Here is a 15,788-nt window from a genome sequence, read left to right as displayed (position 1 = left end):
CAGGACGGCACGGAGGGCAGGGAGCAGCCATCGGCGGTGAGGAGCACCCACAGGCGCCACCGGGCGCGGGACAGCGCCCGGTGGCCGGGATGGCGGACGCTGCGCCCCGGATGACGTGGGTCGACGGCGTGCAGCTGCATCTGCGGCTAGAGTTCAAGGACGCGACGGTAGCTCAACGGACCGCGGCCATCACGCAGCCGCAGCCTCAGTTCCAGCCCGGTGGCCGGCAGCAGCACGCCCTGGCTGGGCAGCGTCGTCCAGCCGGCGCCCGGCTGCCAGGCGCGCACATCGAAGAACTGGACATCGTGCGCCACGGCCAGCCCGCGTGACTGCTCCGGTGGCGGCAACGGATAGCGATCCGATGGCGGCCCGCTGGCCCGCCACAGGGTATTGCCCTGGCGCCACCAGCGCACCCGCTGCCAGCGCAGCCCGTCGCTGCCGACGCTGCGGGTGATCTCCAGCGCGAAACTGCCGTCGGCCTGCCGTTCGCTGACCAGCGCCGGCGGCAGCAGGCGCTGTGGCTGGTCAGCGGGGCGTACCGCACCATTCATCAGGGCATCGTCCGCGCGCATCTCGATGTCGCGCTGGAACTGCTGCAGCACCCGCAATGCGGCATTGGTGCCTGCATCGGCCTGGCGCAGTCGCTGGTCACTGCTGGACACGCTGTCCAGCGCGCGCCAGCAGATCACGGCCAGCACGCCCATGAGGGTGATCGCGATCATCACTTCGATCAGGGTGAAGCCCTGCACGCGCCGTTTCACGGTGCAGCGGTCCATGGCAGCAGCATGCGTGCCAGCGACTGCGTTGGTGCATCCTCCGCCACCACGATGAGCTCCAGCAGCGGCTGCCCGTCGCTGCCGCTGCCCAGATGCTGCCGCACCAGGAAGCGGCTGCGACCCTGCACGCAGCGCTGCTGCACATCCGCGGGCGGTTGCGCGGCCAGCCGCAGTTCCTGCCAGCGGTCCTGTGCGCACAGCAGTGCCAGACGTCGGTCGCGCAGCCGCGACTGGTCATCGGTTGCCACTGCCACCGAGCGCATCACCGCCGCCAGCGCGACTGCCACGATGGCCAGTGCGATCAGTACCTCGATCAAGGTGAACCCCCGCCGCGGCCGCATCACTGCACGACCTGCAGCTGTCCACTGCCGTCGTCGCGAAGGCGCAGCTGTCGCCCCTGCAGCGACAGCGCCAGCTCCCACGGCACGCCGATCCATTCCGGACTCAGTTCGATGGCTGCCGCCGGCTGCACGGCGATGCCCGGGCTCTGCCACCGCTGGGGGCGCAGCAGGTCGTCGCGCTGCACGTCGGTCCAGCGGTCGCCCTCGCGTCGGCTGAAGCGGTAGCCCTCGGCATCCGCCTGCCAGCGGAGGCTGCGGCCATCGATGCGGGCCTCATCGCGTGCCACCTGCAGGCGTTGCGCCAATCGCTCGCCTTCCTGACGGAGCTGGCGCGCAGGATCGAGCAGTGTGCCCAGGCCCAGGCCGATGGCCGTTGTACAGATGCCGATGATGACCAGCACCACCATCAGTTCCAGCAGGGTGAAGCCGCGCGGGATGCGCCGCATCGACATCGCCTCCTGTGCCTGCCGATCGCGGACAGGGTAGCGGCGGATGATGAAACAAAAGCGTCAGCGGCGACTGCTAGCGTGGTGGCCGTCAATGTCGACGAAGGTGCGGAACATGGACGGCAGGCGCTGGGATCGCAATCACCTGCTGACACTGCTGGCGGCGACGCTGCTGCTGGCCGTGATGGCCTACTGGGGCATTGCCCTGTTCGCTGCAGGACCACCCGCGGCGGCCAGCGCGGTAAGGCCGTCGACACCGGCCCGGCCACCGTTCGACGCTGCGGCCAGCGCTCCGCTGGTGCGGCTGCTGTCACCGGGTGCGATCCACACCGAGGTAGTGGTACTGGGTGTGATGGCCAGCGCGCACGCACCGCTGGCACTGCTGTCGGTCGATGGTGGCGCTGTCGATGCCTATGTGCCGGGGCAGCGCCTGGGACCGTCCACGGTACTGGCCGGCATCGGCGCAGAGACCATCGAACTGCAGCAGGCGGGGCGGTCGCGCAGCCTGCCGGTGCCCGCGCTGCCGCCCGTTCCTGCCGATGGCATCGTGCCTGCCGCTGCGGGGCGGCACTGAGGCGCGATCAGCGAGAGGGGCGCTGCGGTGTCACCGAGCGGCCAAAGGCGTCGCCCATCCGTTGCCGGGTGCCTTCCAGGTTGTACTGCATGAGCTGGTTGCCGGGCTGCCGCATCAGCCGCTCCGACTCGGACAGGCGCGGTGATCGTGCACGCGGCGGTGCCGGTGCGAGCCTGCGCTGCAGACATTCCCAGGCCGGAATGCGCTCTCCGTTGACCTGCACGTCGATGCAGGGCGGTGTGTCCGCGCGCGTTGCGCGGTCATCGGCGTGCGCAATCGGCATCGCGATGGACGCGAGCAACGCCACGGCAGGCCAGCGCCATGCAGTCAGGATCATGCTCATCTCCTATCTCCCGCCACCCCATGTCGGCTGCTTCATAGACGGGTGGCGGGCGCAGTGTCCGCCTGCGCGCATTCCGCCGCCGTCAACAGATGACAGTGCTGTCACAAAACTGTTGGCGGCTTTGACGCGCCCTGCACGTCCTGTGGGTAGACCCACGCGCCGCTCCCTGGCCACTTCCTTCGATACGACGCGATGCCTTCAATGACGCCTGTTCCGTGCCGAGCTGTCCGACTCCCGCTGCGCCTGCGTCCGCGGGTACTCGCGCTGGCCGTGGCGTCCCTGCCATTGCCGCTGCTCGCGCAGGATGCCACGCCGGCGGCCAGGGTGAACATCAACGAGTACATCGTGCGCGGCAACACCGTACTTGATCCGCGTCTGATCGAGCGCGCCGTTGAGCCCTATCTCGGCCCGGGCAGGACGTTGGCCGACGTCGAGCAGGCGCGCGATGCAGTCAGCGCGCTGTACCAGCAGGCGGGATACCAGTCGGTGTACGTGGAACTGCCCGAGCAGCAGGTCAGTGCCGGCGTGGTGCTGCTGAAGGTGCAGCAGACGCCGATCGGCGAACTGCGCGTGGTCGGTGCGGCGCCTGCTGCGTCGGCGCGGATCCGCGCACGGGTACCGGCGCTGGCCGAGGGCCAGGTGCCGGATTTCGACCGGGCGCAGAAGGAACTGACCGCGCTCAACGAAGGCGGTCGCCGCCAGGTGATGCCGCTGGTCCGTGAGGGAAAGACGCCCGGCACGATGGACGTGGACCTGCAGGTGGAAGAAAAGTCGCCCTGGCGAGCGAGCGCCGCACTCAACAATGACCGCAGTGCCGACACCGAGAAACTGCGCCTGAGTGCCTCGCTGGCGCATGACAACCTGTGGGGACGCGGGCACAGCGCCAGTCTCGGCGTGTTCCTCGCTCCGCAAGATACCGATCAGGCCAAGGTGTTCTCGGCGTCGTACACGCTGCCGTTTGAAGGCAGCCCCTGGAGCCTGGAGGCATCGGGCTATACCTCCGACAGCCGCGTGCTCAATGCCGGCGGCCAGGGGGGCGCGGGAACCGGCACCAACGTGATCGGCAATGGTCATTCGATCGGCCTCAAGCTCAATTACCGCCTGCCCGGCAGCACTGCATGGTGGCGGCAGCTCAGCCTCGGCGTCGACTTCAAGGACACCGAGGAGGACACCTGGATGGGCAGCGACAACCTGAAGACTCCCCTGAAGTACGCACCGCTCACGCTGGCATTCGTGGGTGTGCGCCAGGGCGAACAGGACCAGCTGAGCATCAGCACGCAGCTGGTGGCCGGAACCCGCCGCCTGTTCGGCTATGGCAGCAATGGGTACGACTTCAGCCAGAAGCGGGCGTGGGCCGATCCCAGCTTCGTCGCACTCAAGGCCGATGTGTCGAATACGCATACCTTCGGCAGCGATTGGCAATGGTATGCACGCGGGGCCCTGCAGGTGACCGATGCGCCACTGGTCTCGGCCGAGCAGTTCGCCGCCGGTGGCATGTACACCGTGCGCGGCTACCTGTCGGCCGAGGCGATCGGCGACTACGGCGGTGTGGCGAACCTGGAATGGCGCACCCCGGCATGGCCGCTGTGGAGCGGCAGCCAGCTTCGCGTGTACAGCTTTGCCGACGCGGCCTACCTGCGCCTGCGGCGGCCGCTGCCCGAACAGCGCGACCAGTACAACCTGGCCTCGGTCGGGCTCGGCGCGCAGCTGCGTCTGGGAGATCACCTGCAGTTGCGCCTGGACTATGCGTGGCCCTATGCCGATGGGCCGGTGACCCGCAAGGACGACCCGCGGCTGCATTTCAACATCAGCACCAGTTACTGACCCTTCCCTTGAACATGCGTTCTCCGGAGACCCCTCGCATGGACCGTTTGCTTTCCCGGATGTTGCTGCTGCTGGCCGCGCTGATCGCGCTGCCCGCCGCTGCGGCCGATGCCAGCTGGTGGCAGGCCGAATGGAAATACCGCAAGCCGATCACGATCGACGCAGGCCCGCAGGGTGCCGGTCTGGCAGGCGATCCCGGTCGAACCCCGCTGCTGCTGCGCCTGCATACGGGCAACTTCGGTTTCGACGGCACCCAGGATGCCGGCAGCGATCTGCGTTTCGTGTCGGCGGACGGGCGCACCGTGCTGGCGCACCAGATCGAACAGTTCGACCCGGCGCTGGGGCTGGCCCTGGTGTGGGTGGATGTGCCGGCCGTCAGCGCCGCCGCACCGCAGACGATCTGGATGTACTACGGCAACGACAAGGCGCCGGCCAGTGGGAATGGACAGCAGGTATTCGATCCGGACTACACGCTGGTCTACCACTTCGCCGACGCCAATGCCCCGGCACGTGACACCACGGCCTACGGCAACAATGCGGGCGCAGTGGTGCCGGCCGCCGAAGGTTCGGTGATCGGTCGCGGCGTGCAGTTCGCCGGCACTGCGCTGCCGCTGCCAGCCAGTGCTTCGCTGGCGCAGGAGGCCGGCGCGCCATTGACCGTGTCCGCGTGGATCAAGCCGGGTGCACAGAATGCGGCGCAGGCCATCTATGCCCGTCGCGATGGCAGCGCGGAACTGCTGCTGGGCATCGACAACCGGGTGCCGTTCGTGCAGCTCAATGGCCAGCGCAGCACGCCTGCGCAGCCGATTCCGGAGGGACAGTGGGCGCATCTGGCGCTGACGGCGGAGAAGGGGTCGCTGCAGCTGTATCTCAATGGCCACGTGGTGGCGCAGCTCAGCGGCGAACTTCCGGCCATGTCCACCGCAGCGGTGGTGGGTGCTGACGCGCCGGGTGCCGAGCAGCCGCTGGCCAGCTTCGACGGTGCGCTGGATGAACTGCGGATTTCTCGCGTTGCGCGTCCGGCGGCACTGCTGCTGGCCGATGCCACCGCGCAGGGCGCTGACTCACGCCTGATCAGCTATGGCGCCGATGAGCAGTCCACGGGCCAGAGCCACTTCGGCTTCATCCTGAAGGCGATGCCGTTCGACGCCTGGGTGGTGGTGGCCATCCTCGGCCTGATGATGCTGATGTCGTGGGCGATCATGATCGCCAAGAGCCGTCACTTCGGCCGCACCGGCAAGGCCAATGCGGTGTTCACTGATGCTTTCGGCAAGCTGGCCGGCGTGCCGCTGCGCACGCTCTCGGACATGGACCGGCAGGGCCAGGCACCGGCGGCCATGCGCGACGGTTCGCTGTGGCGCATCTACCAGGTGGCCATCGATGAGATGCAGCAACGCCACCAGCGCGACGGCAACGGCGGCTATCTGAGCGCGGCGACCATCGCGGCGATCCGCGCATCGATGGATGCGGTGATGGTGCGCGAGCAGGAGGCGATGTCGCGTCGCATGAACTGGCTGTCCACCACCATCGAAGGCGCGCCCTATGTGGGCCTGTTCGGTACGGTGATCGGCATCATGCTGGTGTTCGTGGTCGCGGCGATGGCCGGTGCGGTGGACATCAACTCGGTCGCGCCGGGCATGGCGGCGGCCTTGCTGTGTACGGCCGCCGGCCTCGGCGTCGCGATCCCGGCACTGTTCGGCTACAACTGGCTGGGCGCACGCGCCGAGGCCATCGGTGCCGACATGGCCGTGTTCATCGACGAATTCGCCGCCCGCCTGGCTGAAGAGCAGGACGGGCGCGGCCCGGCCACGGTGCAGGGCTGAGGAGCGCGTCATGGCCCAGAAGGCGAAGTTCGGCATCAAGAAGCGCGAGAAGGGCATCAACGTGACGCCCTTCGTCGATGTGCTGCTGGTGGTGCTGGTGATCTTCATCCTCACCAGCAACGCCTCCATTCCCGGCATCGAGGTCAACCTGCCGAAGGCCAGCAACAGTGTGGCGCTGGAGAAGCCCAAGACCAAGGCGATCACCATCGATCCCAGCGGCCAGGTGTTCCTTGACGCCTACCCGGTGACGATGGCCGAGCTGGAGGACCGCCTGAGGACAGAGCGCGCGACCTCGCCGGACTTCCCGGTAATCGTGCGTGGCGACGCCCAGGTGCAGTACGCGCGCGTGGTCGAGGTGCTGGATCTGCTGCGGCGGCTGGAACTGGCCCAGGTTGGCCTGGTCACCGGCAAGGCACAGGGCTGAGGCATGACCGGCCCTCATTCCCCACGGCCGGAGCCCGGCCTGCGTGACCGCCCGCTGCTGGTGACCGTCGCGCTGGTGCTGGCGGTGCTGCTGGTAGTGGGCTCCGTGCTGTGGTGGCTGCTGTTCAAGGACACGGCCAGCACCCGCCGCCCCGTGGTGCAGCCGCCGATGCTGGCGTTGCCACCCCCGCCGCCACCCCCACCGCCGCCGCCTGAGAAGCCCCCCGAACCGGAGACCCCGCCGGAGGAGACCCTGCCCGAGCCGGAGCCGCTGGATCAGCCGACCCCGGCCGAGGAGCCGACGCCGACGCCGGACAACGCCGACCCGGTGACCATGAACGCCGACGCGCAGGCGGGCGGTGACAACTTCGGCATCCAGGCGGGCAGTGGCGGCGGCGCGTCCGGTACCGGTCGCGGTGGTGCCGGCAATGCCACCTATGGCCGCTATCTGGGTTACCTGATGCAGCAGGCGATTGCGCGCGATGCGCGGGTCAAGCGCCTGGCCTTCCAGTTGCAGGTGAACGTGTGGCTGGCGCCGGATGGGCGCCTGGAGAAAGTCGAGCTGGTGCGCGGCAGCGGCAATGAAGAGGCCGACGCCGCCGTGCTCGACGCGCTGCGCCAGATCGGCCGGGTGGACCAGCCGCCGCCACCTTCGCTGGACTTCCCCGCGCGCGTGCTTGTGCAGGGCCGCAGGCCGGGGGCGTGAACCGTGATTTCCCCGATTTCCCTTCTTCCGATGAGAACCGTGATGAACAACCACGTCCGCGCTCGAACCGACTCCCGCCCGTCGCGGCCGGCCCGACGGGCGCTGCTGTGCTGCGCTGTGCTGCTCAGCCTGGCGGCGCCGGCCGGTGCAATGGCTGCTGAGACCACCATGATCAAGCTGATCAAAGGCCTGATGGCCAGTGGCGCGCTCAAGCCCGAGGACGGCCAGGCGCTGCTGGTGCAGGCCGAAGCCGAGGCAGTAGCAGCCCAGCGCGGTGCTGCCGGTGCTGCATCGGCCAGCAGTGGAGGCATCGCGCTTGAGGCGGGCGATGTGCGTGTGCCCTATGTGCCGCAGAGTGTCCGTGATGGCATCCGCGACGAAGTGCGCCAGGACGTAATGGCGCAGGCGAAGGCGGAGGGCTGGGCGGCGCCGAATGAGGTCGCCGAATGGACACAGCGCATCAAGGTGACCGGGGACGTGCGTGTGCGCAGCGAGTCGCGCTTCTATGGCGACGACAACAGCGGCATCGTCAGCAACTGGGCCGCGGTCAATGCGGGCAGTGGATTCGACACCAACACCAATACCAACCTGCAGCTGCCGCCCTTGCTCAACACCCGACAGGACCGCCGTAACCTGTGGCGCATCCGCGCCCGCCTGGGGGTCGAGGCCATGATCGGCGATCACACCACCGCTGGCATCCGCCTGGCCAGCGGCAGCAGCAATGGCCCGGTGTCCACCACCGAGCAGTTGGGGGGCGGCCTGAGCAAGAAGGACGTGTGGCTCGACCAGGCATGGCTGGCCTACAGTCCGGCTGACTGGGTGACCGTGCGTGGTGGCCGTTTCGGCAATCCGTTCTGGAGCAGCGACACCCTGTTCTCCAACGATCTGAACTTCGATGGACTGGCCGCCAACCTGAAGTACGGGTTCGGCGACGGCGATCTGGACCTGTTCGGCACCCTTGCCGTGGCGCCGCTGGAGTACACCTCGGACAGCCTGCAGAGCCGCAGCGGAGAGAAGTCGCCGAACGAGAACAAATGGCTGTCCGGCGCGCAGGCTGGCGTGAACTGGCGCTTCAACGACGACAACGCACTGCGGGCCGCACTGGGCTACTACGACTTCAAGAACATCAGCGGTCGGCTGTCCTCGCCCTGTGCCCTGTACTCCGGCGCCGTCGGCTGCGACACCGACTGGTCGCGCCCGGCGTTCATGCAGAAGGGCAACACCCTGATGCTGATCCGCGACATTGCGCTCAATCCGATGGATCCGGCCGGCACGCCGACGCCGCAGTATGTCGGCCTGGCGTCCGCCTTCCGCCTGGCCACGCTGAACCTGCGTTGGGATACCCGGCTGGCGCAGGACATCGGACTGCGCCTGGAAGGCGACTTCATCCGCAACCTGGCGTACGACACGCAGGCGATGTTCCGCCGCGCCAAAAACGGCATCGTCAACAATTTCGGTGCGGGTGAAGCTCCCGGCATCGATACGTTCCGCAGCGGCGACACCGCGTGGATGCTGCAGGCAACGTTCGGCGCCACCGACCTGAAGGAGAAGGGGCAGTGGCAGGCACTGCTGGGCTACAAGCGGATCGAGGCCGATGCGCTGCCGGATGCCTACAACGATCCGAACTTCCATCTGGGTGGCACCAACGCGCGCGGCTATTACGTGGGTGGTGCCTATGCGTTGGACACGCGCAGCTGGATCAGCGGCAAGTGGATGGCTGCCAAGGCGGTGTCGGGCCCGCCGCTGGCGATCGATGTGTTCCAGCTGGAGTTCAACACCGGCTTCTGAGCCGCCAGCGATGACGGGCCGGCACGAAACGTGGCGGGGGTGCAGCGATGCGCCCGTCTAGGGAAAGGAGACCACGCGTGGCAACAAGGAGGAGTGTGATGAGCCGTCGCAAGCTGTTCGAAAATCCCGGGACGTCCAGCCAGATGCTGGGCATCGGTCCGGCCTATGTCTCGGTGGAGGGCCTGCGCCAGCACCTGGCCGAGTTCCTGCTGTACGCCGGCCGCCCGGTGGTGATCATGCGCGGGCGCAGCGAGGTGGGCTATTTCCTGCCGTCCCGCTGCTGGCGCCAGCGTGACGACGATCCGCTGGCGGCCGCCGCGGCCAACCAGATGCTGGATGCCGCGGGTTTCCAGGCCGAGGACATCCAGCAGGTGGAGCGGGAGTTCAACGCGATGCGCCGGCGCACCGTGCTGCATCCCCGCCGCTAGCACTTTCCGGGAGCGGCGTTCTGGCCGCGTTCGCTGGTGATGCGCGCCCCTTCGCGCATCACCAGGGTGACCGGGGTCTTCTCGACCACCTCCAGCAGGCGCTGCCACTGGGCATCGTCCAGCGCGGCGCTGGCATGCAGTATGCGGTGCACATGGAAACGACCATCAGGATCGCGCTCCGAGCGCAGTTCGGCATGGAACTCACCCAGCTCCCAGCCCTTGCGCTGGGCGTACATGCGCAGGGTGATGGCGGTGCAGGCGGCCAGTGAGGCCAGGTACAGGTCGAACGGGGCGAATCCCTTGCCCTGGCCACCCAGCGAGGCCGGCTCGTCGGCGTTGACATCGAAGGTGCCGTTGCTGATGTGGTGCAGATAGTTGTCAGCCGTCGAGACAATGCGTGCGTAGGCCATGGGCTTCTCCTGTGCGGGGGATGTGGGGCCGGATCAGGCGCGGTGCCGCGCGACCATCACCGGTGATGATCGGGTGGCAGGGCTATCGTGACAATGGGACTGACGATCCCGGGAGTGGCGGGTGCCGTGGTGCGGGCTGGGCGTGATGGGGTGCCGCGCCCTACAATCACGTCCCGGACCGTCGCCATCACGCCCATCATTCCCCGGTCCGGCCTGGCACCTATGTCTCCCAATGCCCTGGCGCTGGTCGAGCTGTTGATCCGCGAGCGCCGTGCGTTGTCACGCTTCATCGCGCGCTACCTGGACCCGGCCAGCACCGAGGACACCCTGCAGAACCTGTACCTGAAGGCCAGCAGCGTGCCCGGCGATCCGCCGATCCTTGAACCGCGCGGTTACCTGTACCGCATGGCGTACCACCACGCCCTCAACCGCAGCCAGGCCGACGCACGTGAACGCCGGGCGATGGCCGAGTACGCGTGCGAGGTCGGCGATGCCGTTGGTGGTGAGCAACAGGCGCTGGACCAGGCGCAGCTGCGCGAGATCACCCGGACCATCCTTGCGCTGCCGCCGCAGGTGCGGGAGTGTTTCGTGCTCAACCGCTACCTGGGCCTGAGCGAGCGTGAGATCGCCGCCCGTCTGGGCATTTCCAAGAGCCTGGTCGGCAAGCATGTGCTGCGCGCGGCAATGCTGATCCAGCAGCACCAGCAGGGCGCACGCCGATGACCTGCAATTACCGTGGGCAGAGGCCGCCCGCCCTTGTCACAACAGTCACGCGCACCGGTTCGTGGTGCGACAGGCTACGACCATGACCACGTCCGAACCCTCGCCGCGACAGGCCAGGCAGGCGTTGCGCTGGGTGATCCGGTGCAGTGCAGGCCCGTTGCCGGACCGGCAGCAGCGGGCCCTGCAGCGATGGCTGCAGGCCGATCCGCGCCATGCCTTGGCCTGGCGCCGCCAGCAGGCATTCTGGGACGGCCTGGACGCGGCTGGGCCGGAGGTGCTGGCCGCACTGCCGGCACTGACCTCCGATCGCCAGGGCCTGCGCCCGATCGCCCCGCGCAGGCGCCTGTCCTGGTGGTGGGCCAGCGTGGCCGCGGTGGTGCTGGCGGTCCCAGCCCTCCCCGGGGTCGCATTGTGGGCGCGCAGCGATCTGCGTAGCGGCGATGCACCCCGTGTGGTGCAACTGGAGGATGGCAGCACGGTCGTGCTGGATGCCCGCACCGCGCTGGCCGTCGCATTCGACGGGGATCAGCGGCAACTGCGGCTGCTGCGCGGCCAGGCGTGGTTCCGGGTCGCGCATGAAGCGCGGCCGTTCCGGGTCGAGGCCGGCGGTGGCCTGGTGCGCGACATCGGTACCGCGTTCAGCGTTTCGTTGCAGGACGCGGTGGTGACCGCCCAGGTCAGCGAAGGGGTAGTGGACGTACATCCCGGTGATGGCAGCCTGCAACGGCTGCATGCAGGGCAGGCACGCGCGTTCCGTGACGGACGCTGGCTGCAGCCGGTGAGCAGCCTCGCCAGCGACGCGGTGGCACCCTGGCGGCGCGGTGAGGTTGCCATCGACGATCTGAGCGCGGCACAGGCCATCGAACGGTTGGCGCGCTATCGGGCCGCACCGGTCTGGGTGCTGGGGACAGAAGCGGAGCAGATCCGCGTCAGTGGCCTGTTCCATCTGCGCCAGCCGGACCCGGCCATCTCCGCAGTGGCGGCCCAGGCGGGCCTGCGCGTGCAGCGGCTGCCGGGTGGCGCGCTTGTGGTCTGGTGATGCCGGCAGGTTTAGATCGCGATGAAAAAAGCCTGAAAAAAGCGTGGGCAGCCTGCAGCGTGCGCTGTCTATAGAGGTACAGCCAGAGCGAAACACCGTTTTTCCTCAAGCCAGACACACCACCGGCAGCGGCTGTGCCCGTGGTTTCCCCACGCTTGAGGAGTTCCGTCCATGCCGTCCACGGCGTCTGCCTGTCACCGTCGCGCCACCACACTGGCCCTGGCCATCTGCACCGCACTGCTGCCGCTGGCCCGGGTGCCGGCCGCGCAGGCGCAACCCAGCACAGCGGCGGCGCTGCGCCAGTACGCCATCCCGGAGCAGTCGCTGGCAGACGCGGTACGCGCGTTCGGGCGCCAGGCCGATGCGCAGGTGGTGTTCCGCAGCGACCTGGTCGAAGGGCGTCGTTCCAGCGCAGTGCAGGGCCAGTACAGCCAGATGCAGGCGCTGCAGCGGCTGCTGCAGGGCAGTGGGGTGCGGGCCCAGCGAGGCCTGGATGGCACCTGGAGCCTGCGCGCCGCGGCGGACGCAGCGCAGGCATCGGCCGAGGGGGAAGGGGTGCGGGTGACCGATACGCTGGACGTCGCCGGTCGCCTGCAGCCGGAAGGCGGCGAAGCGCGCGATCGCCGTGGCTATGACGACGTGTTCGCGCTGGACCTGACCACGGTGTATTCGGGGCGGGACCGGGTGGAGCGCTTCCGCGGCGCCAACCCGGCCGACGTGGTCAAGGATCTGGTCGGCGTTTTCAGCGGCGATGCGCGCAACAGCGGCGCGCTGGACATCAACATCCGCGGCATCCAGGGGCCGGGGCGGGTGCCGGTGAGCATTGACGGCGGTGAACAGGCCCTCACGGTCTGGCGGGGCTACAACGGCGTCAGCAACCGCAACTACATCGATCCCAACCTGATCGGTGGCATCCAGGTCATCAAGGGGCCCGGCCTGGTGCGTGACGTGCACAGCGGCATCGGCGGCGCGCTGGTCATCAGGACCATCGACATCGATGACGTCGTGCCGGCGGGCGAACGCTTCGGCGGGGAGCTGAAGATCGAAGGCAGCAGCAACGCGGTGGCGCCACGCCTGCCACGCCTCCACAGCGGCGAGGACTACCGGACGGTGCCGGGTTTCCCGCAGGGGTCGCCGAACTCGCCCTATGACGACCGCACCCTGGTGGTGCCGGTGCAGTCGCGCAGCGGCAACACTCCATTCGATGGCGAGGACCAGGCATGGCGACTGGCGCTGGGCCTGCGCGGCGAGACGGTGGACGTGATGGCGGCCTATGCGTGGCGCCGGCGTGGCAACTATTTCTCCGGCAGCCAGGGCAGCGACTACTACGACCAGGACCCGCGCGAGCAGTACGAGTACCAGGGCATCGACTACATCACCACGCTGGCCCGCTACTTCAAGCCGGGTGATGAAGTGCCCAATACGTCGAGTGAACAGGAGTCGTGGCTGCTCAAGGCGACGTGGCAGATCAATGACGACCAGCAGCTGAAGGCGAGCTGGCGGCACACGCTCTCGCACTACGGCGAGATCATGCCTTCGCGCATCCTGTCGGCGCCGGACTACGGCCGCATCCAGTGGCCGTTGAGCCGCGTCGACTCGGATGCCTGGAACCTGGAGTATCGCTGGCAGCCGGCCGGCAGCCGCTGGCTGGATCTGTATGCCAATCTGTGGCGCACCGAGACCGACAGCGATACCTATACCGCGGGCGGCTTCCCCAACTTCGCGCCGGGCAATCCGCAATGGGACCCTGAAGCCAGCCCGATCCTGCGCAACACCGCTCTGGCCAACGCGCGCAACGATCGCACCGGCCTGACGGTCAGCAACCGCTTCGCGTTGCACTCCAGCCTCGACCTAACCGTAGGGGGCAACTGGCAGTACGAGAGCCTGGGTTCGCGCGATCCCTACTTCGGCACCACTGATGGCTGGCGCATGTTTCCGCGTGCCGGCCGCCGCCAGGAGGGCGAGGGCTACCTCAACCTGGAATGGCGGCCGCTCGATGTCCTCACCCTCAACGCCGGCGTCCGCTACAGCCGCTACTGGGCCTTCGACGACTTCCTCGACGCGCACCCGGAGCTTCTGACCAAGGGGGTGGGCAGCAAGCAGGCTACCTATCGGGTCAACGAGCTGCCCGAGCGACCGGCCAGCCTGCAGGCAGAGATCGATGCGCTGGAAGCAGAACGCGAGTTCTGGGAGAGCATCGGCATGGGCTCGGTGATCGATGATTCGATCCGGGGACTGCTGGCCTATTACGAAACACCGCAGGCAGTGGAGCACAACATCGCGTGGCTGCCCGACGCCAACGGCAACTATGCCCGTGCCACCAACCCGTGCCTCAACGGCGAGGTGGCTGCGATCCCGGGCGTGCTGCCGTTGTTCGCCGGCAGCGACCTGGTCTGCAGCATCGGCAACACCGTGCAGGCGCGGCCGGTGGATGGCAGCAACCGGCGCCAGCGCGATCACGCGTGGCTGCCCACTTTCTCGGCGACGGCGCATCTGTCGCCTGCCGCGCGCATCTACCTGCGCTACAGCGAAGCAGTGCGTTTCCCGAGCATGTTCGAAAGCACCATCGCCTTCTCCAGCAGCCTCAACCCGCTGTATGACCTCAAGCCGGAGCATGCCTACAACTACGAGCTGGGTTACGTGCACGACCTGTCGGCGCTGTTCGGAAACACCGCCGACGCCGACGTCAAGCTGGCCTATTACGTGCACAAGACCCGCAACGTGATCGAGCGCGATGCCTACTTCCTGTTCGACAACATCGACAAGCAGACCATCCGCGGCATCGAACTGCAGGCGCGCTTCGACAACCGCCGCTTCTTCACCGATCTGGGCATCGCCCGCACGCTGGAGAACGAGGTCTGCGACGAGAGCAGTGCCGTGCTGCTGGATGCCAACCGTGGCCTGGTCCCGAACTGCGTGCAGGACGGGTTCGTCAGCGGCTACCTGCTCACCCAGGCGATTCCGAAGCTGTCGGTCAACGCGTCACTGGGCACCCGCCTGTTCGACGAACGACTGGAGCTGGGCAGCCGCATCATCCACTACCGGCGCCACGAAAACCCGGACCTGCAGGCCTACCGCGACCGGTTGCTGGCCGGTGGCAGCAGCCTGCTCTGGCAGAACGTGCCGTTCACCTGGGGAAACATCACCACGGTGGATGCGTATGCGCGCTGGCGCTTCAACGAGCACGCCAGCGTGGAGCTGGTCGGCAGCAATCTCGGCAACCGCTACTACGTCGACCCGGCCACGCGGTCCACGCTGCCGGCGCCGGGTCGCACCCTCAAGCTGGGCATCACCGCACGCTTCTGAACACCTGCATTCAAGCGTTGTACCCGTAGTTCCCTCAACCCAAGGAGCAACACCATGAAAATGATCTCCCGTTCCGTCCTGGCGGTCGCCGCCTCCTTCGCCCTGGCCGGCGCGGCGCAGGCAGCCGACATCGTCGGTGCGGCCAGCCCGGTGACCGATGCCGAGCTGTATGTCGCCGTCGGTGATTCCCAGGTCAACGGTGGCCCGCACTCGGCCGGCAAGGCCGGTATCGGCGTCGGCACCGTGTCCAACGCCCGTCGCGTCGATTTCCAGGGCCTGGCCAGCTATTCGGTGCCGACCACCATCAATGGCACCACCGTACGCACGCTGGCCATGCCGATCACCGGTGCGCCGGGCAGCCACGCGGGCATGGGCCACTTCAACTTCGTCAAGGTCGGCAGTGGCGATGTCTGGTTCGGTGAATGGTCCAAGGACGGCGCCGCAGGTGGCTTCAACAACCGCCAGGTGTACTTCGTCGGCGACCGTGCCGGCACCACCCTGCCGGCCGGCGTGGCCACCTACAGCGTGGCTGGCCTGAACAAGTTCAACGGCAGCAACCTGCTCAGCGGCACCTTCCGCGCCAACTTCGGCACCGGCACTCTGCTGGGCGGCCTCAGCGGCGGTGGCCTGTCGGTCAACATCAACGCCACCATCAACAGCGCCACCGCCTCGTTCGCAGGCGCGGCCACCGCCAACGGTTCGGTCAGTGGCACCACCCAGGGCCAGTTCTTCGGTGCCAATGCCGCCACCCTGGCCGGTATCGCCACCTTCGCCGGCAACAGCCAGTACGACACCGCCTTCGGCGGCAGCAAGAACTGATCGCCACGCCCCTGACGGG

Annotated in this window: 16 protein-coding genes; 11 read left to right on the top strand and 5 right to left on the bottom strand. The window is 68.0% G+C overall.

What is annotated here, in order from left to right:
• Window positions 1-146: 146 nt before the first annotated feature.
• From N8888_RS10155 to gspH, 3 genes are read right to left on the bottom strand one after another with little or no spacing between them, the layout of a single operon-like run.
• Window positions 147-761, bottom strand: coding sequence for a prepilin-type N-terminal cleavage/methylation domain-containing protein (locus N8888_RS10155; protein WP_317629490.1), 615 nt, complete (start codon window positions 759-761; stop codon window positions 147-149).
• Window positions 758-1,117 carry a type II secretion system minor pseudopilin GspI gene (gene gspI / locus N8888_RS10150; RefSeq protein WP_414487427.1) on the bottom strand — a complete coding sequence of 120 codons (360 nt, stop codon included), beginning with the start codon at window positions 1,115-1,117 and terminating at the stop codon, window positions 758-760. The genes N8888_RS10155 and gspI overlap by 4 nt, the downstream gene beginning before the upstream one ends.
• Window positions 1,117-1,563, bottom strand: coding sequence for a type II secretion system minor pseudopilin GspH (gene gspH / locus N8888_RS10145; protein WP_053516372.1), 447 nt, complete (start codon window positions 1,561-1,563; stop codon window positions 1,117-1,119). The genes gspI and gspH overlap by 1 nt, the downstream gene beginning before the upstream one ends.
• A gap of 115 nt (window positions 1,564-1,678) precedes the next feature.
• Between gspH and N8888_RS10140 the strand changes: the two genes are divergently transcribed.
• Window positions 1,679-2,137, top strand: coding sequence for a general secretion pathway protein (locus N8888_RS10140; protein WP_053516310.1), 459 nt, complete (start codon window positions 1,679-1,681; stop codon window positions 2,135-2,137).
• Window positions 2,138-2,144: 7 nt separating this feature from the next.
• On the opposite strand, the gene N8888_RS10135 is transcribed toward N8888_RS10140, so the two are convergent.
• Complete coding sequence (locus N8888_RS10135) at window positions 2,145-2,420, bottom strand: hypothetical protein (RefSeq protein WP_229765786.1); 276 nt, start codon at window positions 2,418-2,420, stop codon at window positions 2,145-2,147.
• 261 nt (window positions 2,421-2,681) lie between these two features.
• Here N8888_RS10135 and N8888_RS10130 point away from each other — a divergent pair, with 261 nt between their 5' ends.
• The 6 genes from N8888_RS10130 to N8888_RS10105 all read left to right on the top strand — a co-directional run bounded on the left by N8888_RS10130 (window position 2,682) and on the right by N8888_RS10105 (window position 9,472).
• On the top strand, window positions 2,682-4,304 hold the full coding sequence (locus N8888_RS10130; RefSeq protein WP_263174436.1) for a ShlB/FhaC/HecB family hemolysin secretion/activation protein: 1,623 nt from the start codon (window positions 2,682-2,684) through the stop codon (window positions 4,302-4,304).
• 38 nt (window positions 4,305-4,342) lie between these two features.
• Window positions 4,343-6,127 (top strand): DUF2341 domain-containing protein, encoded by a 1,785-nt coding sequence (locus N8888_RS10125; protein WP_263174434.1) that lies wholly within the window; start codon window positions 4,343-4,345, stop codon window positions 6,125-6,127.
• Between the two features lie 10 nt (window positions 6,128-6,137).
• Window positions 6,138-6,551: an ExbD/TolR family protein gene (locus N8888_RS10120; protein ID WP_053516303.1), complete on the top strand. Its 414-nt coding sequence runs from the start codon at window positions 6,138-6,140 to the stop codon at window positions 6,549-6,551.
• Window positions 6,552-6,590: 39 nt separating this feature from the next.
• Window positions 6,591-7,256, top strand: coding sequence for a cell envelope integrity protein TolA (locus tag N8888_RS10115; protein ID WP_317629489.1), 666 nt, complete (start codon window positions 6,591-6,593; stop codon window positions 7,254-7,256).
• Window positions 7,257-7,298: 42 nt separating this feature from the next.
• Window positions 7,299-9,044, top strand: a complete 1,746-nt coding sequence (locus N8888_RS10110) for a putative porin (protein WP_263174426.1) — start codon at window positions 7,299-7,301, stop codon at window positions 9,042-9,044.
• A gap of 98 nt (window positions 9,045-9,142) precedes the next feature.
• Window positions 9,143-9,472: a hypothetical protein gene (locus N8888_RS10105; protein ID WP_065182343.1), complete on the top strand. Its 330-nt coding sequence runs from the start codon at window positions 9,143-9,145 to the stop codon at window positions 9,470-9,472.
• Here the strand turns inward: N8888_RS10105 and N8888_RS10100 are convergent.
• The gene (locus N8888_RS10100) at window positions 9,469-9,882 is read right to left on the bottom strand and encodes an OsmC family protein (RefSeq protein WP_065182342.1); all 414 of its coding nucleotides are present in this window, start codon (window positions 9,880-9,882) and stop codon (window positions 9,469-9,471) included. The two genes, N8888_RS10105 and N8888_RS10100, sit on opposite strands and share 4 nt — an antisense overlap.
• Before the next feature lie 222 nt (window positions 9,883-10,104).
• Here N8888_RS10100 and N8888_RS10095 point away from each other — a divergent pair, with 222 nt between their 5' ends.
• From N8888_RS10095 to N8888_RS10080, 4 genes are all read left to right on the top strand, one after another.
• Window positions 10,105-10,605, top strand: a complete 501-nt coding sequence (locus N8888_RS10095) for an RNA polymerase sigma factor (protein WP_053516292.1) — start codon at window positions 10,105-10,107, stop codon at window positions 10,603-10,605.
• Between the two features lie 82 nt (window positions 10,606-10,687).
• Window positions 10,688-11,644 carry a FecR family protein gene (locus N8888_RS10090; protein ID WP_253118528.1) on the top strand — a complete coding sequence of 319 codons (957 nt, stop codon included), beginning with the start codon at window positions 10,688-10,690 and terminating at the stop codon, window positions 11,642-11,644.
• Between the two features lie 171 nt (window positions 11,645-11,815).
• A complete protein-coding gene (locus N8888_RS10085; protein WP_263174421.1) occupies window positions 11,816-14,950 on the top strand; it encodes a TonB-dependent receptor in 3,135 nt (1,044 codons plus the stop codon).
• Between the two features lie 54 nt (window positions 14,951-15,004).
• Window positions 15,005-15,769: a Slam-dependent surface lipoprotein gene (locus tag N8888_RS10080; protein WP_065176177.1), complete on the top strand. Its 765-nt coding sequence runs from the start codon at window positions 15,005-15,007 to the stop codon at window positions 15,767-15,769.
• Window positions 15,770-15,788: the final 19 nt, after the last annotated feature.

Source organism: Stenotrophomonas maltophilia (assembly GCF_025642255.1).
Lineage (GTDB): Bacteria > Pseudomonadota > Gammaproteobacteria > Xanthomonadales > Xanthomonadaceae > Stenotrophomonas > Stenotrophomonas maltophilia_P.
The sequence above is the reverse complement of the archived record's forward strand: the minus strand, read 5'-3'. Positions and strand labels throughout refer to the sequence as shown.